Below are 22369 nucleotides of genomic sequence, written 5' to 3'. Positions count from 1 at the left end.
AAAGTTCCAGAAGTATTCCATAGTTAGGGCATAAGCTGTTACTTTGTAAAGTAAAGACAAACGGGCATATGTTCCAACTGCAACCTAAACCGGTAATCGTCACGCTTGAGATAGCCCCTTCTGATATGGCACGGTTCAATACCTTGCGGGAATTGTATTTCCCGTCCCACGCCAATTACCTGGAGGCGCATCTTACCTTGTTCTACCGGTTACCCGGCATGGAAGCTGTTATCCCCGAAACGTTGCAGCAGTACAGCCGAAGGGCGCCTATGGCCCTTCAAGTAAATGGCCTGGTGAACTTTGGTACCGGGGTGGCCTATACATTGTATGCACCGGCATTAGAGGCGCTGCATAAAAAATTACAAGTGGCGTTTGAGCCCTGGCTGGTGCGGCAGGACCGGCAGCCCCTTCGTCCGCATATTACCATACAAAACAAAGTGACTGCTTTTAAAGCGGCGCAGTTACATGCACAACTCTCCGCTGCATTCACTCCTTTCGATATTACCGCTACCGGCTTTGGTACCTGGGCGTATCTGCGCGGCCCATGGAAAGCGCTGGACAAATTTATGTTTCAGGAATAGATGGCCCGGATGATCGCGATGTCATCGGAAGGTCTTAGTCCGTGTTGATGTTCCAGGGCTTTCAGTTTACGGTCCAGCATATCTTCGTGCTCGTTAAAATGGAGGTCATGCAGGAGAAAATCCACGGGATCTGTGCTGGTATCAGCGATAGGGCGGCATGGTTGAAATAACATGATGCCGTCGGTGGTAATGCTGACATCGCGGAGCTGCTCCACGAATATTTTCTGATCAAGGGAATGATACCAGTTATCGAAATTTTCATGCAGGTGGAAGCCAAGGTAGTCGGGCTTATTGTCCTGGTCAAACACGGTAATTGTGCCGTTTACACTGACTAACCCATCGCCGATGGCGAGTATAAGGCCGTTGTTTTGTTTTTTATCGGCCAGAAATAGGACCAGTGTGGTGAGCAGGTCTTTTTGTTCCAGCAGCAGCAGGCTTTGCAGTTGTTTCAGTTGTTGCATCAGTGCGGAGAGTATCTGCTTCATCTGTTCTTCCGGCGACGGAAGCGGAAGGCCAGGCTGGTGCAGTTCCAGGTATCCCTGGGTAACGCATATTTTCCGGAGTATGCGGGCCACGAGCGTGGACGCAAAGTAGCTGTCGCGTGCCATGGTACATCCGTCCATGACGGCCATCAGTGTTCTGTTGGTACCGGCATTTTCAATCAGGAAATAATCTTCGCAGTGGTTGAGGTGAAAATCACCGATTTGAAGGGTGGTGTATATCTTCATATATGGGAAGCGCGAAGATATTCATTTTTTCTTTCGATGATTTCAGGGCTTTCCGCCCCGGCACAAAAAAAAACGCCTCCTTCAGGAAGCGTTTTCATAATGAAATAATCTTGTCAACTATTGCTGTGCTGCTTTTTTCTTTTTGGAGTGATCAACGATCGCGCCGGTACCTGCACCTACGCCAGCACCGATGATGGCACCGATGGCTGCACCTTTTACATGGTCCGGGTTTACGATGGCACCGGTGATGGCGCCAGCGCCTGCACCAACTACTGCGCCTTTAGCGGTATGGCTCCATCCTTTTTTCTTTTGAGGAGCAGGGGCCGGAGCGGGTGCTGCGGCGGGAGTATTGTCGGCTGCTACGGAGTTAGGCGCTGCGTAACTGTTACGTTCCGGCGATTCGATCCGCTGGCCTTTATGAGCAGAGTGGTGGATAGTGTTGATAGAATCGATTACCTGTTGTTTCGCTACATTGATGGCGTTGATGGAATCGATCGTTTCTTTTTTGGCCTTTTCAACCGCTGTGGCAGTGTCTGTGCTGTTACTGTTACAGGCGAAAAGAGTTACTACAGTGGCCAAGGCTAAAACTATCTGTTTCATGGTTCAAAATTTTTGAAAATTCTAGGTTTAACCAGCTGTTAGCGAAAATTATGCCATATGTTTAAAAAGTGTTATAAAATTTTAATTTTATGAGGTCTATGGTTGGTTGAAATTTAATATATGATTGACCGTTAGGACTTTATATCCGGGAGGGATTATGCTTTGGGCATCCGGCGGACAATCAGCCAGGCCACGATGATGTTGGGCACCCAGCAAAGCCAGGCTACTACCCGATAGGCAATGACAAAATAGTGCAGTTCATATACCAGCAGCGGGAGCCATAGCCGGAGGGTAACCGCAGCGAGGCAGGCCGCGTAGCTGTATATCATCAGTTTTTCATGTTGGGCGGTATTACCCTGACGGATAGCCGTGTAGGCCAGTAAGGTAGTGGTGGACCATACCACAGCGAGACAAATAAATCCGGTTTGCGCAATGGGGCCGCCGGTAGCGGTGAAGCCAATACAGAAGCCCGCCAGCCCGCTGATAAGGGCGGTGATGATGTATACCTTGCCCAGTTGCCGGTGCCACTGTACTTTGCGCTCACGCAGCCTGCGGCTGAACTGTGGCCAGCCCGTCAACAGTGCTATTCCGCCGGGTACAATGTGGGCGTAAAAACCGATGCGCCACAGTGTGTTGCTCAGTAATGCGGGTGGTTTGGAACGCAGTAAGCCGAATTTTTCTCCCAGAATAAAATAGAGGGAGGGATAGAGGCCAACGATAACAGCCAGCAGGGACAGGAGTGCCCAGGCGGATATCCGGAAATATTTTGCCGTGGAAGAAGGGGTGGTCATGGTCCAGGGATTTATAACTTCCATAAGTTGCAAATAAAATCCCGGATTAGCAACGGTGATTTTGACCACGATAGGTTAATGCAGGGTTTCCTGCTTCCGGTTCATTTTGCGGTATATGCCCGGTGTGATGCCGCGGTATTTTTTAAACAGGCGGGAGAGGTAGCTTTCATCGGTGAAACCCAGTTCCTGCGCTATTTCCCGTACCCGCATGTTGCTATAGCAAAGGCGGATGTCCACCAGTTTTAGTTTGTAGCCGATGATATAATCCTGTATGCTTTCACCCGTATGTTTTTTAAAGTATTCGCCGAGGTAATGCACCGACATGTTGAAGTGTGCCGCCAGTGCGGGCATGCGCAGCATTTCCGGTTGATAGACATGTTCCTGGAGGTAGCTGATCATGCGCAGTATGGAGAACTGGCCGCTGTTTTCCTGTACGTCAGGGTTTTCCGACATGAGGAGGTTGCGGGCAATGAGATTGAGCAGAATGGAGATGGACTGGCGGATGATCAGCTGATAGCCTTTGCCATGCTGTCGATGTTCGCGGGCGATGCCGCCGAGTAGTGCCTGGGCCATGGCGCCGTCTGCGGCGTCGCGGAAGATGCAGCCCGCTTTGGCGTGATAGTTATTGAAGATGTAGTCTGTCTTTTTTATCCAGTCGCACAGTTCCAGCCGTTCAGCATCATCTTTTAATTGTGTGATAAAAAGCTGTGTGAAGCGAATAATAGTAAAAGCAGTGTGTGCTGTGATATCGCAATGGTAACGATCTTCCGGGGCAACGAGGAACAGTTTGCCCGGGCAGTAATCATATTGGTTGCCATTGATATAGTGATGGCCTTTTCCTTCGCGGACGTATACCAGTTGGAAGGAGGTTTGCGGGTGCCGTGTGTTTTCCCAGGAGTCTTTCTCTTCCAGCACAATGTCGTATGGCTCGTGCAGCAGTTTGTTGAACATGTTGCAAAAGTACTGGCAAAACCCGTTAAAGTACAATTTTTTATTGTACAAATGGGGTTTCCTTTGCAACCATAAAAGCAAGGATTTGTATGGAAGCGATGGAAAGCCGCCGTTGGTGGGCATTGGCGGTACTATGTATGGGCGCGTTTTTGTCGCCGTTGGATTTTTTTATTGTCAATGTAGCGTTGCCGGCCATTAAGAGCAGTTTAAACGCCTCAGAGGGAGGTTTGCAGCTGGTCATTGCCGGTTATGGCGCGGCGTATGCCGTACTGGTAGTAACCGGCGGGCGGCTGGGAGATATCTATGGCCGCAAGCGTATTTTCCTGTCGGGCATGGCGATGTTTACGCTGACATCGGGTATTTGTGCTATGGCAGGGGATATCCGGGTGCTGATTACTGCACGTATTGTGCAGGGGTTGTCGGCAGCTTTGCTGGCACCACAGGTGTTGTCCACTATCCGGGTGATATTTCCGGTGAAAGAGCAACCGTTGGCCATGGGGATTTTCGGGTCAGTATTTGGATTGGCGGCCATAGGCGGACAGCTGTTGGGCGGCATGCTGATTGAAGCCGGTATTTTTGGCTGGACGTGGCAAAGTGTATTTATGATTAATATACCAGTGGGTGTGATCACGGGTATTGCGGGGATGTATATACTGAAAGAGAACCGTCCGCCTGTGCGGCAGCGACTGGATATCCCTGGTATGCTGCTGATCACGCTGACGTTGGGACTGTTTATTTATCCGGTGATCATGGGAAGGGAAGCGCATTGGCCGCTATGGGTATACGGCTGTTTGTCGGCATCGGTGGCGGCGGGACTGTGTTTTGTGTATACGGAGCGCTATATGCTGCAACGGGGAAAGGCGCCGTTGATACACCTGCCACTGTTCCGGGACAGGCATTTTGTGACGGGCCTGGCGATCATCTACCTGTATAATCATACCGCAGCATTTTTCCTGGTGTATCCTTATTATCTGCAGCATGAGTTGCACCGGGACGTGTTGTCTGCCGGATTGGCCGTATTGCCGTATGCCGCCGGTTTTTTTACCGGGCCGTTAATCAGTCCTTTGCTGGCCAGACGGATGGGCGTGTATATTGTGGGCCTGGGCCAGGGCTTGCTGGCAATGGGCTTTGTGCTGGTGGTGACGGGCCTGTGGCATTCGCCGGAGCCGGGTGGTCTTGTACAGGCAGGATTGTTTTTCGCGGGTATTGGTCATGGTATCGTGATGCCTTCCATGATGCGGATCATCCTTTCTGAAGTGGCGGTATCGGTAGCCGGGCAGGCGGCGGGGATCGTAAGTACGGCCATACAGGTGGGCAGCGTGATGGGCGTGGCCTTGCTGGGGACCTTGTTCTTCGCGTTGCTGGATGCATATCCTTCACCAGCAGCGGTAAGCATCACGCTGGGCATTCTGGCCGTATTGGAAGTAGTGGGGCTCTTGTTGGTCATCACCCTAAAATCATCTTCAAAACAAAAGATCATATATGGACAATCTTAGTAAAGCAAAAGAAGAAGTTATCCGGTTTCATGAGCAGATGGCCGCCTGGTTCAGGGGCGGGGAGCAGGCTGCAGCAGCCGGTACAGCGGGGCTATTGGCCAATTTCAGCCCGGATTTCCGGATGGTGTCGCCCCATGGGAAGCGCAGCAGCCTGGAAGATCTGGCGGAATGGATGCCGGAGTTGCTGGGTAAGTTTCCTGATATGCGTATAACCGTAATGGATATACAGGGATATGCGACAGACTACCATGTACTGTTAACCTACACCGAAGTGCAGGCTGACAGTCGAGGTGGAAATACCCGTCATTCCAGCGCTGTATTTATCCGCGATGGAGAGCGCATGTTATGGCTGGACCTGTGGGAGAGCCTTTAAGTTCTGAATGATCCTGTCGAGGAAAAGAATGGTGTAGGCATAGTCTTCAGGGTCTGTGCCTTCCAGCATTTTTTCCCGGATGTGTTTTTGCCGCCCTTCTATTTCAGTGAAAACATCTGCGCCGGCAGCCGTAAAACGGCAGGTATCGTTGCATACCGAGATCCAGTCCCTGTCCAGCAGAGAGGCGATGATAGCCTGGAATGTTTCCGGTGTAATGAAGCGGGCTACCTGCGGGTAGTAGTCTTTCGTATATATTTCTCCATTGTCCGCGATGTTTTTCAGCAGTTGCCAGTGAAAACGGGTGAGGCCAAAGCATTCGAAAGCATTGTCGAAAGTAGAGGTGATCAGGCTGTCTGCTTCTTTCAGGTACCAGCCGATAGGTTTAACGTGTCCCATGTTAGTCTTTGCTTGCGGTAGTTATTTCAATCATGATGTTGTCGTACCGGAAATAGAAACCAAAGGTTTTTCTGATCCGGCGCGGTGATTCTGTCAGCGGAATGCCGCCGTCATGCAGCTGTTGCCAGGTTTGATGCACGGCAGCCTGGTCCGGCAGATAGAAGCCGATATGAAAAGCGTCAGGGTAGGCGCATTGGCCGCTTTCATTGAACCGGTCGTGCATGAGTACCAGTATGAAACCGTCCGGACCGTTCAATACGGCCAGGGCGTCGTTCGGCGGCATGTCAGCAGGTTTGAATCCGAGGTATGTCTGGAAGAAGTGGCTGGCATGGGCCACATCGCTAACGGTCAGATTCAGATGGTTGAGTGTCATTTTTTGAGATATTTAAAAAGAATGATCGTTCGTTTTTATGGTGCAAATATAAAACGAATGATCATTCTTTTTAAAATTATTTTATCGTGACAGGAAGTCCGTTGAAAGCGCTGTACTGTTGGATGGCTTTCTTAAGAGCAGGCTGGTGTGTTTTTTTTAGTGGTTTGATCGGCTGGAGTTCAAGGGAGATATCTTTTTTGTTGACCGTACGTTTCCAGGTGCCGGTAATTTGTCCATCGGCCACAATGACCGGCCCGAGGCTGGCCATCGGGGCCAGGTTGCCGTTGATATGCAATTGTTGGATATCGCGTTTTTTATAGGCTACGGTGAATTCATCGTAGGCGGGCAGGAGGAAAACAGACAATTTTTCTTTTGTTGTTTTCACGGGTGGCGTCCAATAGGTTTTGTCATCCGCTTCCACGGCAATAAGCTGGTCTTTTACCGCTTCCAGTCCGCTTTTGGCTTCAGTAACCGTCAATCCGGACCACCAAGCAAAGTCCTGCAGGGTAGCAGGTCCATGGCTGTGGAAATACCGTTGGGCCAGGGCAGCTATCGATTCTGCTTTGGAGAGCGGGGCAGTTGCCAGCACATGTTCTTCCAGCAATACATAAGAGAACTGTTTGCCGTGCCGGGGACCGCTACAGATCAGCCCGTCCAGCTCTGCGTGTACCAGCAGGGAACCAAGCCGGTATTCATCGGTCACAATGCCGGCCTGCTGCAAGGCAGGGGCTATCTGCAACCGCGTTAGCTGTTGCCGGTTGCGGAGCAGCTTCTCCAGTACTTTCTGGCTTTTGGTGATAACAGCCTTAGTGATGCCCCAACGGTTATCGTTATATGCACACAGCGCCTTGACCCTCGGTGCTGACAGTTTCAGCATCCAGCGCAGGTCTGCCGGCGCCACAAAATGCCAGGTAGGCCGAAGCACATGCGTACGGATGATTTCCCAGTTGCCCATAGCGTCGTCAAGCAAGGTGTCAGTAGCGGCGGTGAGCCGTTGACCGATAGCCCATTTGGCAGCTGCATAATCCTGTGCCTGCACGGCGCCCATCCAGGCCACCAGTTCACCGGGACGGCTGTGTTGCGGTGTGATCAGGCATTGTTGTTGTAATCTCAGTTGGGTGATATCAAAAGCGTTCATCATGGACAAGTTAGTAGTTCTGTTTCTGATTACAAAGAAATACCCCGTCTGTGACAACTATATGTCAGCAGCCTTTTGATTTATTTGGAATATTTTCAAAATGGGACTATGAGCAGTTATGACGCCATCGTGGCAGGCGCCGGTCCTAACGGTCTGGCCGCCGCTATTACCCTGCAACAGCGGGGCTTACAGGTATGCCTGTATGAAGCAAAAGATACTGTCGGCGGCGGCATGCGTACCAAAGAGCTCACGCTGCCCGGATTTCATCACGATGTATGTTCCGCCATTCATCCCATGCTGGCCATATCGCCTTTCTTCCGCAGTTTATCGCTACAGTCATATGGCCTCGAACTGATACATCCTGCCATAGCAGCTGCACATCCCTTTGACGATGGGAGCGTGGCCGTTCTGCGTAACAGCCTCGCCGACACGGCTGCCGCATTGGGAGAAGACGCATCTGCCTATCGGGAACTGATTGCTCCCCTGGTGGATGACTGGGGAAGCATAGGCGCCGATATCCTGGCGCCCCTGCACCTGCCGCGGCATCCTCTAAAGATGGCCCGCTTTGGGCTCACCGCTTTACGATCAGCGGCAGGTGTGGCCAAACGTTTTCGCACACAACAGGCCCGCGGCCTCTGGGCAGGTATGGCCGCGCACTCCATGCTGCCATTTGACCGTTCACCTGGCGCAGCCATCGGCATGGTGCTCTGCGCTGCAGCACATATTGGCGGTTGGCCGCTGGTGAAAGGCGGTTCACAGAAAATAGCAGAAGCCATGGCCGCTTGCTTCCAGTCGCTCGGCGGCACTATCGTCACCGGTGTTACTGTCAACACCATCGATCAGCTGCCGCCGGCAAAAATGGTCCTGCTGGATGTTTCTCCCCGACAGTTGACAGACATAGCGGGGCACCGTTTTTCTTCACGCTACCTCCGGCAGTTGAGCCGTTACCGTTATGGTCCCGGTGTGTTCAAAATCGACTGGGCACTCAACGGCCCCGTACCTTTCACCAACGCCGAATGCCGGCAGGCAGGGACGGTACACCTGGGAAATACTTACGAAGAAATAGCAGCCGCCTCCCGGTTGCCCTTCGTGTTATTCGCGCAGCAGAGCGTATTCGATGATACCCGCGCCCCCCATGGATACCACACCGCCTGGGGTTATTGCCACGTTCCCAATGGCAGCACCACCGACATGACCAACCTCATTGAAGCACAAGTCGAGCGCTTTGCTCCCGGATTTAAAAAGCGTATCCTCGGCAGGCATATCATGAATACTGCCGATATGCAACAATACAATCCCAACTACATCGGCGGCGATATCAATGGTGGCATTATCGATCTTCGTCAGCTGTATGCCCGGCCGGTACTCAGTACCTCACCTTATCGCACCAGTGCCAAAGGCATCTATATCTGCTCCGCTGCCACACCGCCCGGAGGAGGTGTACATGGTATGTGCGGATACCACGCCGCATTACAGGCGTTAAAAGATTTTTAATAATTTTTTTGGAGATGAAAATGTTTTTACTACCTTCGCGCTCCCGTTAAGGGGAAATGATTCCGTAGCTCAGTTGGTAGAGCAATACACTTTTAATGTATGGGCCCTGGGTTCGAGTCCCAGCGGGATCACAAACAACTTCTAAAACCTGCGCTGGTCGCAGGTTTTCTGTTTTTACTCTATAATTTATTCTATAAAAGCTTTGATAAGCTTTTCTGTTGGACGCAGCTTTACAAAAGCGAACTATCCGTACGAAGTTAAAGAAAATTGTTGCGCAATTAAATTCCTTTTTGGCTACTCTTATACTAATGCCTGCATTTGAGATCTAATAATTATTAGAAACAATTAAGAATGAGAAATGTGCGAGATATGAAGAGTAATTTACGTTACATCACTATATTGTTCACTGAGCTTTTATGTTGAGAATATCTGCTACGACTTCTTCGAAATCATGGAATTTGTGAATCATTGTTGTCGAAAAAATCATCTCTTTTGTATCCTCATCTAAATTTGCCACCGTTAATTGAATTTGTCCTCCGATTACGACCCTTTCAGAAATATCCATTAACATATCCTCTTTTTTTTGTTTATTCATTAATTCGATGATCGCAGCAATGTGATCATTGCCATATTTTTTCAGTATTAGATTGTGTTCATTTTGTATCAATCCAGGCTTCATTAAGAAGCCGAATCCAGTCAAGTCTGTAAGTTCTATACCCTTATTTTTTGATAACACAAGCTTAAAGCTCTGCAAACTCTGTGACTGATTCGAATATCCAAAAAAATAAATAGTGCCTATATGATTTGTTGGATAATAGTCTATGTCGATATAGGTTAAAAAGTACGCTTTAAAAGAGTCCAAAAACCCCGTAATGTCAACGGCCTTAACTGTCTCTTGACCAAAGCAAAATATCTGCTGGTTAAGTATGCTAAAGCCTTGTGTTGCATAACATAGTTTAAATTGAGGTAAGCATGTAGTTTTTGATGTTAGATTCAGAGGGACTACTGTATTAAGCGTTTTTTTGTGCGACAGTGTATCTGTAGCTATGATGAAACCATCATCATGCTTTAAGGCAATCAAGCTTGACATATTTAGGAAATTAGAGTGGTAAATATATATATGGATTATAATCTCAAAAAATGATCTCTTATAAAGAGGCCCCGCTGGTTGTAGTTATGACATAGGTAGCATATTACTGTGATCCTATGCTACCCATGTCTTGTCTACATTGGTTTGTTTATTTTCCACTCTTATTTTTAGTAGGATCAACAAGTTTATAAGTTGAACCTGGTTTTTCACTTGGTGGAAGTGGATTGCCTTTTGTTGAGGTAATTTCTTTACCTTGTCCTCCCCTAGGCCCAATTGTAATATACTGTCCAGACTTCGGTGCCTGCTGGCCAGGCTTCAGATTTTTACTCATTTACTTTAATTTTTAGTGTTAGTAATAGCACCATTCATATAATAATTTGCAAATTTGAACTTTGTTTGCTTAAATTTGTCTTATTAATGCAACGATGTCTTTGTAAAGATACGAACTGTTTCACTAATGCAACAATGAATCACAAAAGAAACTTATTCACATGAAATCCACATTAAACACAGAGCTATTTGCCAGTATGATCAAATCAAAGCGAGGCAAAATGGGTTTAAGGGAAACGGCAAAAAGCATTGGAAACATAAGTTCAGCAACGCTTTCACGTATTGAACAAGGTAAGCTACCTGATGTTGAGACTTTTATTACTATTTGTAAATGGCTGGAAGTCAATACAGAAACTTTTGTTTCAGGTGACCCGCAGCAATTCAGTGACTTATCCGAAAAAGATCAGCTGGTATACCAGCTTAGGTCAAGTAGAGAATTAGACTCTGAAACAATAGAAACTATGATTAAGATGGTTGATATGGCATTTACCAAAGTACGTAGAAATGGCTAGAAAATCAATATTGCCGCGAGGCTTTAAAAGCCAAGCAGAGCGACTTTCGAGAGATTACAGGTCTCAAATGAATTTAGACGATACAGCTCCGCTTTGTGCGTTTAGATTGGCGAAACATTTAAATATTCTCGTCGCATCTATAGAAAATCTTTTGTCACCAAATGAGGTTGATATATTGAAAGATAGTTTTAACGCTTTGTGGATGAACAATGTGGATGGGGACAAAGTAATTATTCACAATAATTTTCATTCGGTTTACAGACAGCAAAGTAACTTAATGCATGAAATTGCACACATTATAAGAAAGCATGAAAGACCGGAGAATATTAAGACTCTACGTCTTCCGTTGAATTTGTATTATTATAACGAACTTCATGAAGAGGAGGCAAGGTATTTGGGCGCTTGTCTTCAAATACCAAGAGAGGGCCTGGTACAGGCCCTTAGGCAAAGGTGGACAGAAGCATATATCTCTGAGCATTTCTCCGCAAGTCCCCAAATGGTAAAATATAGGTTATACTCTACAGGTGTTATAAAGCAAGTAAACCATAGCAGGCTCTAGCATATTATGTACCCGTGTGAGCATTGCAATTACTTTCTGAGTTGCTCTATGGCAAAGTAGCTTTTAATGTATCAATAGAGGTCCTCACCTCATTTTCGTACTGGATAGTGAGAATTTTCATTTGTGTATCCATTTTTTGATAGAGTTCCGCATTTTCGTCAGCTAATACAGCAGCAAATGTTGCGTCTATAATTCTGCTCAGTTCATTCACGTTAAGAACTACGTTAGCAGTGCGCCCTTTAAAAAATAAAGCCCCAGTAGGGTTAGATGACCTAAATGATAGTTCTAACTCTAATTTTGGGTAGTAGTTATGTGCCATGCCATTTCTGAAACACCCCATGCCGACTACAAAGTGTTGCTCATTGAATGTCCAGGTTTTATATTCATCCGCTTTTTGAAAAAAAGCTCTCAGATTTTGTTCAGACTTATAATATGTTTTAGCATCCCTAAGCAAAAAACCTAATAATTCTGCTACAGAGAATAAATTTTGAACCAGAGGAATTGCACACCTAGGTTGATCTGGTCCAGGGACAAATACTCGGATATTGGAACCCTCTCTGGATGTTGTTTCATGGTATCGGCCAGTTTCATTTTCTTTATTCTCTGCTTCTGCCATTATGTTATAAAATACTTTTAAATCACTATCAAAATAGCGTTTAACCCCTTCAAGGTATTTATATACTTCAGTGTCTTTTATAGGCATAGTATTAACATTAAATTTCACAAATATTATTGAATGATTTCAACCTCTGCTTATATAGGTAAGTTTTCTTAAATTTAAGGAAAATAGTCGTGTATGAAAAAGATTTTAGAGCGGTTGCTGTCCTTCGTTATCTTCGATCTTCCTCTTAGAAGCTCTTATATCCAACAAACGTTTGTAGTCACCCACGAAAATTATAGTAGAGACTATGTTGGCTGGAGCCTTTATGCGTCTCGTAAAAAAGTCATTGCAGACTACTGGATTAAACATGTTATAGCTCATTTTGCTACCTTTTATCTTGTGGGTATATTCATTACTATACCGTTTGGCACCAAATTTAACCAATTTACTATGTCCAGCCTATTTCTGGGCGGGATGATCAGCTTGACTGTGTTGAGCATTTGGCTTTATGGTCAGCTGTTTTACTTCGATTTCCTACCCAAGCTGGATACTATCATGGAAAATTATGAGGGCAAACGACTACAGCATCTTAAAAAGTGTCAACAGGCACAAATGTCCAATTTTGCAGCGACAGTTGTTTATTATGCTTTGGCTAAAGCTAGCGGGGTACAGATAACAGGAGCAAACCGGCAATATGGGGAGCTGCTAATGCAGCTTTTCGGGAAAGATCCTGACGATATGTACAAGGCTTTAAAGCTGATTACCTGTAAAGTATCAAAGCTATCTCCTCATAAGCAAACCGAAATTGGGAAAAGTCTGGAGGAAGCTCGTAACTTCTTTGAAGCTATCGGTTTCTCTTCCGGAATTAAGGTTATGGAACAACTGGACTCAAAACTAATGACGGTGTAAGCCAGTATAATGGTATAGCCAATGTTGTCAAGCCCGTAAAAAGTATACTTTACTTTTTACGGGCTTGTTGTTTTGCTATAGTTGCAGAAAAATCGTAGAGCTATGCAAGACAATGTGAAGAATGGAAGTGCAGCAACGCCGATGCTATTTCCTTACGAACCGGGTCAATTCTGGCAGAATGTCCGTCAGATTATACGTGAGGAAGTCCAACTAGCAGAAAAAGGCCGGCCCGCTTCCCCGGTTTATGAAACCCCCGGTTTGACCTACAAGCCGCTTTTTAAGATTTCCGAAGTATGCTCCCTGTTCCAAGTGTGCCGACAGACTATCTATGACTGGGTTAAGGATGGCAGGCTAAAGCCTTACAAAATTAAATCCAGAGTCTATTTTCTTTGGAATGACATACAGCGATTGCTGGAGCCCGGAGAACGACCGAAAGAATGACAGGCAGCTTTGCTACCTGTCGCGGAGATGGGGCGGGGCTGCCACGCAGGCCCGCCCGCGAAGATCGAACGGGCCGCCTTCGGCATCCCGTTCGCGGATTCGGAACGGGCTTCGCTCCGTTAGCGAGCGGTGTTTTTGCTGCGCAAAAACCGCTCGCCCCCTCGCCCCCTTGCGACCGGTGGTCGCAAGGGGGAAGTGCGGAGATTTTAGCGGAGAATGACGGGCAGCTTCGCTACCCGTCTGCGGAGAAAGTACAGGCGGCGTTGCCACCTGTACGGGAAGATCGGGCAGGGCAGCAGAGCTGCCAGCCCTCAAAGGTTAAAATGTAGCAGATATGGAACAGACGCAGGAAAAGAAGAAGGGTAAAGGCGGCAGACCGCCTAAAGCTGTAAGGAAAGAAATACGTACTGGCGTACGGTTTACCAAGGCAGAGTACTTTATTGTGAGGGAAAAGGCCATTAAAGCAGGTCTGCGTTATACTGGCTATATCCGTCAGATGGCATTGTTTGGCAGCGTTGTAGCACGTTTAAGCGACGAGGAACTGGCATATATCAAACAGTTAATAGGGATGGCCAATAATATCAATCAGGTATCAAAATAGGCACATAAAGAGCGCATGTTGAATGCCATGTTACTTTTTGAAAGTTACCGCCAACAGATTGACAGCCTTCTAAACTGGTTAAGACGTGATAAGTAAAGTAATTACCGGTAAATCCTTTTATGGCTGTTGTCGCTATGTCTGTGCAGATGAACGACGGGCGGAAATACTGGAAGCAGAAGGTGTGAGAGATTACAGCTACCGGCATATGGGTAACGATTTTGAAACGAACAGGCAGCAGTTGTCAGATAAGCACCGGGCCGTTTTTCATGGTATCCTTAGCTTTTATCCAGGTGAGCAGGTAACTGATGAAAGGTTGGCGCAGATAGGACGGGAATATCTCGAAAAACTAGGCATCACTAATACCCAATATGTGATAACAAAGCATACCGATACCGATCATTTGCACCTGCATATCATCGCTAACCTGGTTAACAACAGTGGAAAGGCAATCCGGGATAACTGGATAGGGTTACGGGGGAAGAAGGCCGCGCAGCAGCTCACCCAAAAGTATCAGCTAATTCCTGCCATCGAAAAGAAAATAGCCCTCACCAACCTACAAGCCCTTAACCATGAAGAAACGGCTCGCTATGAAATTTTTCAGGCTATCGAAGCTGTATTGCCCCACTGTAAGACCTTGCCGGCATTGGAAAACGAGTTAATGAAAAAGGGAATAGACGTACAGTATAAGTACAAAGGGAATACGCAACAACTACAGGGAATTAGTTTTAAAAAAGGTTCATATGCCTTTAAAGGCAGCAGTATTGACCGAAAATGTTCTATATCAGGCTTACAAAAGACAATGCAGCAGCAGATTACGCAGGAACAGCAGCAAATAAAAAAACGTGGTTTGCGCTTGTAACGGTAAACTATTTAAGAATGAATTAAACTATATGTTATGAACGAGTTGTTATTGCAGACAATTGTAGACAAGTTAAATAAAGTTGATGAAGGTATCCGACAAATAAGTAGCGCCGCGCTGCAAATGCTGGACTATACTGAACAGTTAAAGAATGTCAGTACTTCTTTAGAGCAGATAAGAGCCGATGTAGCTGGAATGCCGGAACGCCTGAAATTTCCTACAGCGGCGGTTTATACACTATCGCAGAATCTTGAAATAAATAACGATCTGCTGAAACGTCCGCCTGTACAGGAAATAAAACATCACCATCATGTAAAGGCAGGGGCAGTTGTTTCCGCTTGCCTGTTCCTCTTACTTGTCTTAGGGGCTGTATGGTTATTCAACACACGTTCCATTTTACAGGCTTATAGGGCAGGAGATATAAAATACCGTTATATGCAGCTACAGGGAGGGAAACAGCTACGTCCGTTCCTGTCTACGATAGATAGCTTGTATCATGCGCACCCGCAGGCTTTCCGGGATAGTGTGGTACAATGGGAAGAAGAAAGGCTGCGCATAGCAACTATGCTACATGAAGCACAGGAAAAGGAGGAGGAAGCAAGCCAGTTGAGGAATAGAGCAGGGAAAATTCAGTAAGGCCAGCTTGTCCGGGGGGGAGGCGCTGCCGCCGCGCCATCCCCCGCGCCCCCTCCCGGCGGGGTTTCAAAAAATGGGAAATGGTCAACTATGAACAAGTTGTTGTCATCATAATATTGAAGTTTAAAATTATTTTTTGGTGAAAGATTACTACTTTCCCCATAGTAGCATGTTTTATCGACCGAAATCTGTAGTGTTTTCTTCTTTTGTGACGACTTATTGATATCTCCCTGTGTTGTCTGATAAGCAGTTTTTGTTAATCTCATAATCCACATCTGTTCTGCTGTTCCTTACAATGATCATCAATTTGATCCGCGACTTAATCAAAATTTACCATTTTAAAGCTCAGAGTTGATTTTTGATTTATGTAACAAGAAGCCTTCCACTTTCTAGGAAGGCTTCCACTTTTATCGCACCTCTTTGGCTAAAGTGTTATATAAGTGATAAATTATATATGTGTAATTATAGATTTTAAACAATCAAAAGCTAAATATTTCTAAATGCCATACTTGTTTTTTCATAATTTTTTTTATCTTAGTCAATTGACAACTACTAGAGTAGTTGAATACTCCTATACTGAATTTAAGTAGCGAATAAACCTCATTATTACTGATGATAGATTCATCTTATAAGTTCCTATCGAATGTCCCAATTGGACAAGACCTTTTTGAAGGTAAATCACAAGAGAAAATAGCCAACCTCCTTTCAGAGGTCCTTCAAAAAGATGATTTTCAAATTATTGGTATAGACGGTGGCTGGGGGACAGGCAAGAGCAATCTTGTTAAAATCGTAGAAACAAAGCTCCAAAAAGAATGCAATTTTTTTATTTATGATGTTTGGGGACACCAGGAGGATGACCAAAGGAAAGCAATATTGGTAGAACTTACAGAGTATATTGCTGACCAAAATAGCGGTCTCTCGGTGCAGCATAAAAAGTGGGCTGACAAGTTAGACCGATTATTATCGAAGGAGAAGCGAGTAACTACAATTACGATTCCATTTCTAAGTATTGGCTTTATCCTTTCACTCTTCCTGATCATCTATGTACCTTCAGTAACAGTCTTTGTAAAAGACCTGGAAAAAGATAAATTTTATACAAAACTTGTATTAGTAATGCTTCCAATAATTATTTGGTTTGGCATTTACATTTGTAAGCTCATAGGAAATTTTAAAAAGGCGAAAACACGGTGGACGCGAAACAACGTTAAGAGCTCTCTTAAGCTTACTCTTCAACAAATGATGCAAGTTTACGGAAGTAAACAAACGGATGAAACCAAGGTGGAGACAATATCTGAAAAAGAGCCAACTGTTAGGGATTTTAGAGACTGGATGAAAGAAATTGACTTCGACCTTGGTACAAATAGAAAGAAAATGGTTATTGTCTTGGACAACTTTGATAGGCTTTCTAAAAAACACATCCAAAGTATTTGGTCATCGATACACATTTTCTTTCACGAAGAAAAGTATAAGAACATAAAAGTAATTATTCCATTTGACCGGGCTCATATAAGAACCGCCTTCAGTGAGCTGAATGGGAGTGAGAAAGAGAAAATAGGTCCCAACTTCGCGAATGATTATATCAACAAAACATTTGATCTTGTATATCGTATATCCCCTCCCATAATGTCTAACTGGAAAAGCTTTTTTGCTAAGTGTTGGATGGATGCAGTCCAAAGTCATTACGAGGAAGCAGAATACATCAAGATTGAGCAGATCTTTGAAACTTATGCACAGACAGTTACTCCGAGAGAGATTATTGCTTTTATCAACGAAGTGGTTTCCGTAATTCAACTCTACAACAAAATCCCTGCTCGATATATTGGAATATTTGTCCTAAACAAGGATACGATCCTGGTAGATCCACTTAAAGCCATAACCGAGGCAGATTTTCTGAGAGGTCTAGGATACTTGTATAAAGAAGACGACAACTTTCAAAAATACATCACCTCACTTTCTTATCAGATAGATCCCGACAATGCATTGGAAGTAGTCTATACTAAACGACTTAAAGAGAGCCTGGTTAACAGAGAAATCAATAACCTAAATGAAATTGCCAAAACAGAAATTTTCTCCAAAATTATTTTTAGTGTATTAAATGATTTGGATGATTATGAAATGCCAGTAATGGCGCTGGACAAACTTTCGTCAGAAGCAAACATTTCCAAAACAAAGTTAGAGTATGCTTGGAGTATCGTATACATAAAGGAAAAGAAGAAACCTTTTACAGGATTTATTTTGAAAGCACATCAAAAAACCATCTTTAAGCGAATTGATATTAATGAGAAGATAGAATGGGTCCTAACACATCTGAACGCACTCCAAGCAGCATCAGAATTTCAGGTTGTAGAATATGCCAAAGTAGTGGATGAATACGACACTATCGATCGGGAAAATAGCTTTAATATAGACATCTTCAAGCTATTGAAGCCGAAAAAAATTGATCCAGAGGCACTCCTATCATTAGTGGATACATATCAGAAATCCTATAGTCTATTTAAAATAACGACCGGTGAAAAGGAATTAAACGACATCCTCATCGATCAAATAAACGATAACCCTTATGCTCTTGTGGCCATAGAGTACCTGGTCCCATATTATAACTTCGACCGAGTAAAAGATAAAATTATAGCTAGAATCAGCAAGGTCAAATCGGACTATGAACAATTACGTCAACTTTTTCCACCGCTAAAACACATTATGAAATCAAAGGGTCTCATCGGAACTCTTCTGACAGATTCGGAGATAAATAACTATTACGGAGATAGCGACGAAGATGATGATCTTGGCTACGACATGGTGGCTATGTTCCTTGCAAGGGGTAATAACTACCAAGTTTCCACTGATGAATATTTACAACCAGAACTAGACCAAGATCCATTGCCTGAATTTGTAAAAAAGGTATCAGAGAGAATCCAATATTACATTAACTATGAGGCTTTATTGAAATTATCAACCAGTTTTAACAGTTCACTTATGAAGGCTGTTATTCAGGATGTTGTCCAGAATAACTACCAAATGCAAAGTGTAGATGTCAGAGAGTTAATTGAAATATTCGATAAAGTCTGCGAAGCGAACGAATTAGATCCGTTTCTATTTATGAATGGACTTAATAGTTGGAATACTCCAGAATTTGACTCTACTCTATTTGAATCTACCCCTCCGCTATTCTGCCAAACTGCCGTTAGTAGTGACACTAACTTGGGCAAAGAATTTATTACATCTTTGAACAATTACTTTGATACCCTTACAACGAACTCATGGGTTGATATATTTAAAAATACCGAAAATAATATTTTTTGTGCGCTCAAGATTATAAATTATTCGAATTGGAAGAGTTTTGCTATCACTGCATTTGAAAAGGTCCTCCTGGAGATGATTTCAATTTCATTAATCAAAAATCCCACTGACCACTTATACATTATTCAATCATTCAAGGACTCAGGAAAAAATTTAACCAATTTATTTAAAAACATTAGGGACGAGTTCACTTCGGGTAGAACTAAAATGATTCCATTGCTTTTTGAGTTTATTGGAGATGCCATACTTGAGACAGGAGAAATTCAAGAAAAATCTGTAGACGTATTCCGAACTATCTTAATACCTTCCCTCTTAACATCTGAACCATGTCTGAATATTCTTAAGAAGCACAATACGATAATAAAAAAACTACTCAAAAATGCTCCAAAGACTGATAGTGCATCATTAGTTGACACTATCATAGACCTCAATGACAACCAGTCGGTAAAGGAATTTGGAGATTTGATAGGACTTAAAAAGCACTCAAAAGAGAAAAACGAAGGAAACAATAAGAAATCAGGCACTTAAAAGAAATGGTACGAGTTGATGATATCTGCGGCAATTAAAGGAGAGGATAAGGTGACCATACCTAATACATTCGTCATATGCTCCGATGGTTTTACCAGCCGAGCCACATGATGAAATGCTTTTTGTTATTTATTGCTTGTTGGACTGTTTGTTTGGAAAGAATTGATGGAGTTCGGCTTCCATGGCCTCAGCCAGTTTCACTATTGTATACAATTCTATGTTCTTTTTCCCATTCTCTATTTTGCTGATGTCTGCGCGATCTATGCCGGTGCGGACTTCTATATCCAGCTGAGTAAGGCCCGCGGCTTTTCTCACAGCGCGAATATTTTTTCCGAGGCTTATTTGTTCCCTTAAATACCTATCCATAGCCATCTTTAAATGTTGAACAGGTAATAATCGAAGATTTTATCCGAAAATAATGTGGGTTATAAACCACATTTCAAAAAATGTGTTATATTCGCATTGTGATAGTGAATTTGTAGTAATTGATTATTTTCGCAATCCTTAAGATATTTAAGGCTTTGCTTGAATCCTCTTCTTGGGAACGTGAGAAATTCTAAAGGGAACGAGGGGTTAAGTGACAGCCCATGCTATGCGTGGGCCCACTTACTTGTTCCCAGGGCTTCTCACGGCCTCCAAGACAGGTAATGTTGGGTCTGCGCTTTTTTTATGCCCTTTAGCAGACCTCCCCAATCGTCATGTAGACTTTTTTATTGTTTTTGTCGGCAATTATGTCGGCCGGAATGCTATTGTCAATTCCATAGTGAAAGCCAGAGAATAGTTCCCGGCACGGTTTATTTATCACTTTAAACATTTTACGATGGCTGATCTCTTAACCGATTTAAAGAAAATCACGCTTTACACCACCAAGCAAAGCCTTACTGAATACTGCTGGGAGCTATTCACCATTGTTTTGTCAAGTTCAGAGGCGGATGGGTGGGATATGCGCCAGAGGAATCAGGCTATACTCTTTTGTCGGTTTTTCATGAATACAATAAACGCGGCCTTCTCCATGAAAGAAGCCATGATACGGGATAACCTGACTAATCTCAACAATTCACTGGGTAATGAGTTACAGGTGCATTTGGCTAATCTGGAAGAATACCGGTCGGAAGTTGACGTTGACGAGATGGAACAATTCTTTGATGGCTATTCAGAAATCCTGTTTAAGTATGAAGAATCCCTGTTTGACAGCTTATCGCTCAGAATCAGTTTAAGCTTTTTTAAAGATTTCTTTACCCGTCTTAGACTAATTGATTTAAGTTTTTAAAGTTATATATTATGAAATACATTTATTCCTTTCAGGATGAATTGAATCCTAATCCACTAAGAGTTTTGTACATGGCGTTTTTCAACGCAAGCGCAGTATTTAGAGCGCGTATGTGTGAAGAATGTGGTTTTAGTGAACCCACATTTTACCGTAAGATGCGGGAGTTGCAACTAGGAAATGGGCGTGTGCGCGTGGTAGATTTGAGCAACGCAGAAAAGTATAAGGCCTGCCAAATCGCGGAAATAGTGAGCAAGAACCTGGTACAGGAAGTGGAAGCCCTTGTTGCCTCGATGCAAGCCGAGTGAGCTTGTTGAGTTTGTCAAAGGTGTTGTTTCAGATTTTTGAAACAACACCTTTTTGTTACCGGCTATCTTACATTCACCAAAGTTGTAGCTGTGATACCAATATCGCCCCGCTTTTCCCATATTTCCCTGATCTTTCGGCCCGCTTCCTCCGGCGTAATCCTGATGTATCTGTAAAAATCGCGCAGGCTTTTATGGCCGCTGATCTTCATTATCAGCTCTACAGGTGTTCCTGCCAAAAATTCGTTGGTACAGAAGGAGCGGCGGCAGGTGTGTGAGGTTATCCATTCATTTTTGGGTTTTACCTGTACTATGTCTTTATTTCCCTTTTTATGGGAGAACTTTATTAACTCGCAAATGCCCGCCAGTTGTGCTACTTCTTTGATATGTCGGTTAAATTCGGGGTTACTGACCGCGGGAATCTGGCGGTTAAAGCGTTTAAGCAATATTTCCTCCGCCGCGTCCCTCAGTGGTACAACTACCCAATGGTCAGATTTTTCTTGTTTCTTATATAATGACCCTTTCCGTACGTCCTCCGGCTGGATAGACGAAAAATCGGAAAACCTTAGCCCTGTCAGGCAGCCAAGTACAAATAAGTCCCGGTACTTTGTCAGATGGGGCTTTTTGGATAGGTCTGCCTGATAAATCCGGTTAATTTCGGGCCAAGACAGGTATACGGCATCGGCGTCCTCGTCCAGTATTTTAAAATCGGATAGGTCAATAGGAGCGATAATTTTACGGCGCATTCTATCCCGCAGGAATATACGAAGCTGTTTAATAGTTTTGCCTACGGTGGAGGTTTTTAGCCCTTTTATCTGTTCCTTTTTACCGTCAATAACCTCCGATCTCCGGCGTTGAACATAGTCGTAAGTCAGATAATTGACAAGGCTTTCATACAGGTTAAAGTCAAAGGAATCGAATGTGATAGCGGCTTCCCGGTGTTCCTGAAAGGCCGCCATGTGGTCTTTCATGTTCTTATACACGTTCAGCATACCCGCCGAAACCTTATCCCGCTTGCATTTGATGTAGTCCTCTATCTGGAAAATCAGATCAAGATTGGTTTTAGGGTCGAGGGCCGCGGCCTGTTGGGCCTTTTGAGTAAGCGTAGCAATGTCAAATCCCGGTTTGAAAGTCGTTTTAAGGAATGAGAGAGGGTCAGTTATTTTTTCCTTTATAGCAAAATTTAGTATGTCCTGCACACTTCTAATGGCCCGTTGAAGTTGTTCATTAAGTGCTGCTGCCTTGCCGTAATTTTCAGGTAGGTTGTCGTCTATCCGTTGCCGTTTAAGGTTCCAGCACGAAGGAGGGATAGCTATACCTGAATTTAAAAGGGTACGCTTATCAATGGAATGGCAGTATTGGATGAAAATTACGCTTGTGCCGTCCCTGCGTACAAATTTCTTTTTGCATACTGGTTTGACTGGAAACATAGTTACTCTATAATTTACTCTATAAAAATTGTGTCGGCCTCTATAAAGGTAGTTTACAGAAAAACACCACGATGTTATAGAAT

26 protein-coding genes and 1 tRNA gene are annotated in these 22369 nt (G+C 44.4%); 15 read left to right on the top strand and 12 right to left on the bottom strand.

Annotated features, from left to right (window positions below; translation table 11 throughout):
- The first annotated feature begins 68 nt into the window (after positions 1-68).
- Complete coding sequence (locus ACTJJS_RS32665; RefSeq protein WP_440668163.1) at positions 69-581, top strand: 2'-5' RNA ligase family protein; 513 nt, start codon at positions 69-71, stop codon at positions 579-581.
- Here ACTJJS_RS32665 and ACTJJS_RS32660 read toward each other — a convergent pair.
- The 4 genes from ACTJJS_RS32660 to ACTJJS_RS32645 form a co-directional block, all read right to left on the bottom strand.
- Entirely contained in the window at positions 572-1309 is a 738-nt protein-coding gene (locus ACTJJS_RS32660; protein ID WP_440668162.1) for a protein phosphatase 2C domain-containing protein, read from the bottom strand. The two genes, ACTJJS_RS32665 and ACTJJS_RS32660, sit on opposite strands and share 10 nt — an antisense overlap.
- Before the next feature lie 117 nt (positions 1310-1426).
- Complete coding sequence (locus ACTJJS_RS32655; RefSeq protein ID WP_440668160.1) at positions 1427-1909, bottom strand: YMGG-like glycine zipper-containing protein; 483 nt, start codon at positions 1907-1909, stop codon at positions 1427-1429.
- A 155-nt stretch (positions 1910-2064) separates the two neighbouring features.
- On the bottom strand, positions 2065-2724 hold the full coding sequence (locus ACTJJS_RS32650) for a DUF2306 domain-containing protein (RefSeq protein WP_440668158.1): 660 nt from the start codon (positions 2722-2724) through the stop codon (positions 2065-2067).
- Positions 2725-2775: 51 nt separating this feature from the next.
- The gene (locus tag ACTJJS_RS32645; RefSeq protein ID WP_440668156.1) at positions 2776-3651 is read right to left on the bottom strand and encodes a helix-turn-helix domain-containing protein; all 876 of its coding nucleotides are present in this window, start codon (positions 3649-3651) and stop codon (positions 2776-2778) included.
- A gap of 89 nt (positions 3652-3740) precedes the next feature.
- Between ACTJJS_RS32645 and ACTJJS_RS32640 the strand changes: the two genes are divergently transcribed.
- Complete coding sequence (locus ACTJJS_RS32640; protein ID WP_440668154.1) at positions 3741-5147, top strand: MFS transporter; 1407 nt, start codon at positions 3741-3743, stop codon at positions 5145-5147.
- The gene (locus tag ACTJJS_RS32635; RefSeq protein ID WP_440668152.1) at positions 5134-5520 is read left to right on the top strand and encodes a hypothetical protein; all 387 of its coding nucleotides are present in this window, start codon (positions 5134-5136) and stop codon (positions 5518-5520) included. Before ACTJJS_RS32640 ends, ACTJJS_RS32635 begins: the two co-directional genes overlap by 14 nt.
- Here the strand turns inward: ACTJJS_RS32635 and ACTJJS_RS32630 are convergent.
- From ACTJJS_RS32630 to ACTJJS_RS32620, 3 genes are all read right to left on the bottom strand, one after another.
- Entirely contained in the window at positions 5491-5916 is a 426-nt protein-coding gene (locus ACTJJS_RS32630; protein WP_168873153.1) for a MarR family winged helix-turn-helix transcriptional regulator, read from the bottom strand. The genes ACTJJS_RS32635 and ACTJJS_RS32630 overlap by 30 nt on opposite strands.
- A gap of 1 nt (position 5917) precedes the next feature.
- Positions 5918-6289 (bottom strand): VOC family protein, encoded by a 372-nt coding sequence (locus tag ACTJJS_RS32625; protein ID WP_168873154.1) that lies wholly within the window; start codon positions 6287-6289, stop codon positions 5918-5920.
- Positions 6290-6365: 76 nt separating this feature from the next.
- A complete protein-coding gene (locus tag ACTJJS_RS32620; protein WP_440668150.1) occupies positions 6366-7430 on the bottom strand; it encodes a winged helix DNA-binding domain-containing protein in 1065 nt (354 codons plus the stop codon).
- Between the two features lie 105 nt (positions 7431-7535).
- Between ACTJJS_RS32620 and ACTJJS_RS32615 the strand changes: the two genes are divergently transcribed.
- Together ACTJJS_RS32615 and ACTJJS_RS32610 are read left to right on the top strand one after the other, a co-directional pair.
- Complete coding sequence (locus ACTJJS_RS32615) at positions 7536-8921, top strand: phytoene desaturase family protein (protein WP_440668148.1); 1386 nt, start codon at positions 7536-7538, stop codon at positions 8919-8921.
- A gap of 58 nt (positions 8922-8979) precedes the next feature.
- Positions 8980-9052 (top strand) — tRNA-Lys (locus ACTJJS_RS32610).
- A 272-nt stretch (positions 9053-9324) separates the two neighbouring features.
- Here ACTJJS_RS32610 and ACTJJS_RS32605 read toward each other — a convergent pair.
- Both ACTJJS_RS32605 and ACTJJS_RS32600 read right to left on the bottom strand, forming a co-directional pair.
- The gene (locus ACTJJS_RS32605; protein WP_440668146.1) at positions 9325-10011 is read right to left on the bottom strand and encodes a hypothetical protein; all 687 of its coding nucleotides are present in this window, start codon (positions 10009-10011) and stop codon (positions 9325-9327) included.
- Between the two features lie 148 nt (positions 10012-10159).
- Positions 10160-10342, bottom strand: coding sequence for a YjzC family protein (locus tag ACTJJS_RS32600; RefSeq protein ID WP_440668144.1), 183 nt, complete (start codon positions 10340-10342; stop codon positions 10160-10162).
- Positions 10343-10502: 160 nt separating this feature from the next.
- Between ACTJJS_RS32600 and ACTJJS_RS32595 the strand changes: the two genes are divergently transcribed.
- The gene (locus ACTJJS_RS32595) at positions 10503-10853 is read left to right on the top strand and encodes a helix-turn-helix domain-containing protein (RefSeq protein ID WP_440668142.1); all 351 of its coding nucleotides are present in this window, start codon (positions 10503-10505) and stop codon (positions 10851-10853) included.
- Positions 10846-11412, top strand: a complete 567-nt coding sequence (locus tag ACTJJS_RS32590) for an ImmA/IrrE family metallo-endopeptidase (protein WP_440668141.1) — start codon at positions 10846-10848, stop codon at positions 11410-11412. The genes ACTJJS_RS32595 and ACTJJS_RS32590 overlap by 8 nt, the downstream gene beginning before the upstream one ends.
- A gap of 46 nt (positions 11413-11458) precedes the next feature.
- On the opposite strand, the gene ACTJJS_RS32585 is transcribed toward ACTJJS_RS32590, so the two are convergent.
- Entirely contained in the window at positions 11459-12115 is a 657-nt protein-coding gene (locus ACTJJS_RS32585; RefSeq protein WP_440668139.1) for a hypothetical protein, read from the bottom strand.
- 93 nt (positions 12116-12208) lie between these two features.
- On the opposite strand from ACTJJS_RS32585, the gene ACTJJS_RS32580 reads away from it, so the two are divergent.
- The 6 genes from ACTJJS_RS32580 to ACTJJS_RS32555 all read left to right on the top strand — a co-directional run bounded on the left by ACTJJS_RS32580 (position 12209) and on the right by ACTJJS_RS32555 (position 19284).
- Positions 12209-12922: a hypothetical protein gene (locus ACTJJS_RS32580; protein WP_440668137.1), complete on the top strand. Its 714-nt coding sequence runs from the start codon at positions 12209-12211 to the stop codon at positions 12920-12922.
- 102 nt (positions 12923-13024) lie between these two features.
- On the top strand, positions 13025-13363 hold the full coding sequence (locus tag ACTJJS_RS32575; protein ID WP_440668135.1) for a helix-turn-helix domain-containing protein: 339 nt from the start codon (positions 13025-13027) through the stop codon (positions 13361-13363).
- Between the two features lie 334 nt (positions 13364-13697).
- The gene (locus ACTJJS_RS32570; protein WP_440668133.1) at positions 13698-13964 is read left to right on the top strand and encodes a plasmid mobilization protein; all 267 of its coding nucleotides are present in this window, start codon (positions 13698-13700) and stop codon (positions 13962-13964) included.
- An 85-nt stretch (positions 13965-14049) separates the two neighbouring features.
- Entirely contained in the window at positions 14050-14823 is a 774-nt protein-coding gene (locus tag ACTJJS_RS32565; protein WP_440668132.1) for a relaxase/mobilization nuclease domain-containing protein, read from the top strand.
- A 36-nt stretch (positions 14824-14859) separates the two neighbouring features.
- Entirely contained in the window at positions 14860-15459 is a 600-nt protein-coding gene (locus ACTJJS_RS32560) for a hypothetical protein (protein ID WP_440668130.1), read from the top strand.
- A gap of 612 nt (positions 15460-16071) precedes the next feature.
- A complete protein-coding gene (locus ACTJJS_RS32555) occupies positions 16072-19284 on the top strand; it encodes a P-loop NTPase fold protein (RefSeq protein WP_440668128.1) in 3213 nt (1070 codons plus the stop codon).
- Between the two features lie 129 nt (positions 19285-19413).
- Here ACTJJS_RS32555 and ACTJJS_RS32550 read toward each other — a convergent pair whose 3' ends face one another.
- Entirely contained in the window at positions 19414-19650 is a 237-nt protein-coding gene (locus ACTJJS_RS32550; RefSeq protein WP_440668126.1) for a helix-turn-helix domain-containing protein, read from the bottom strand.
- 454 nt (positions 19651-20104) lie between these two features.
- Here ACTJJS_RS32550 and ACTJJS_RS32545 point away from each other — a divergent pair, with 454 nt between their 5' ends.
- Positions 20105-20554 carry a hypothetical protein gene (locus ACTJJS_RS32545; RefSeq protein WP_440668125.1) on the top strand — a complete coding sequence of 150 codons (450 nt, stop codon included), beginning with the start codon at positions 20105-20107 and terminating at the stop codon, positions 20552-20554.
- 11 nt (positions 20555-20565) lie between these two features.
- Positions 20566-20859: a hypothetical protein gene (locus ACTJJS_RS32540; protein ID WP_440668124.1), complete on the top strand. Its 294-nt coding sequence runs from the start codon at positions 20566-20568 to the stop codon at positions 20857-20859.
- A gap of 62 nt (positions 20860-20921) precedes the next feature.
- On the opposite strand, the gene ACTJJS_RS32535 is transcribed toward ACTJJS_RS32540, so the two are convergent.
- The gene (locus ACTJJS_RS32535) at positions 20922-22286 is read right to left on the bottom strand and encodes a tyrosine-type recombinase/integrase (RefSeq protein ID WP_440668122.1); all 1365 of its coding nucleotides are present in this window, start codon (positions 22284-22286) and stop codon (positions 20922-20924) included.
- Positions 22287-22369: the final 83 nt, after the last annotated feature.

This window comes from Chitinophaga sp. 22308 (assembly GCF_052045305.1).
In the GTDB taxonomy this organism is placed as follows: domain Bacteria; phylum Bacteroidota; class Bacteroidia; order Chitinophagales; family Chitinophagaceae; genus Chitinophaga; species Chitinophaga varians_A.
The sequence above is the reverse complement of the archived record's forward strand: the minus strand, read 5'-3'. Positions and strand labels throughout refer to the sequence as shown.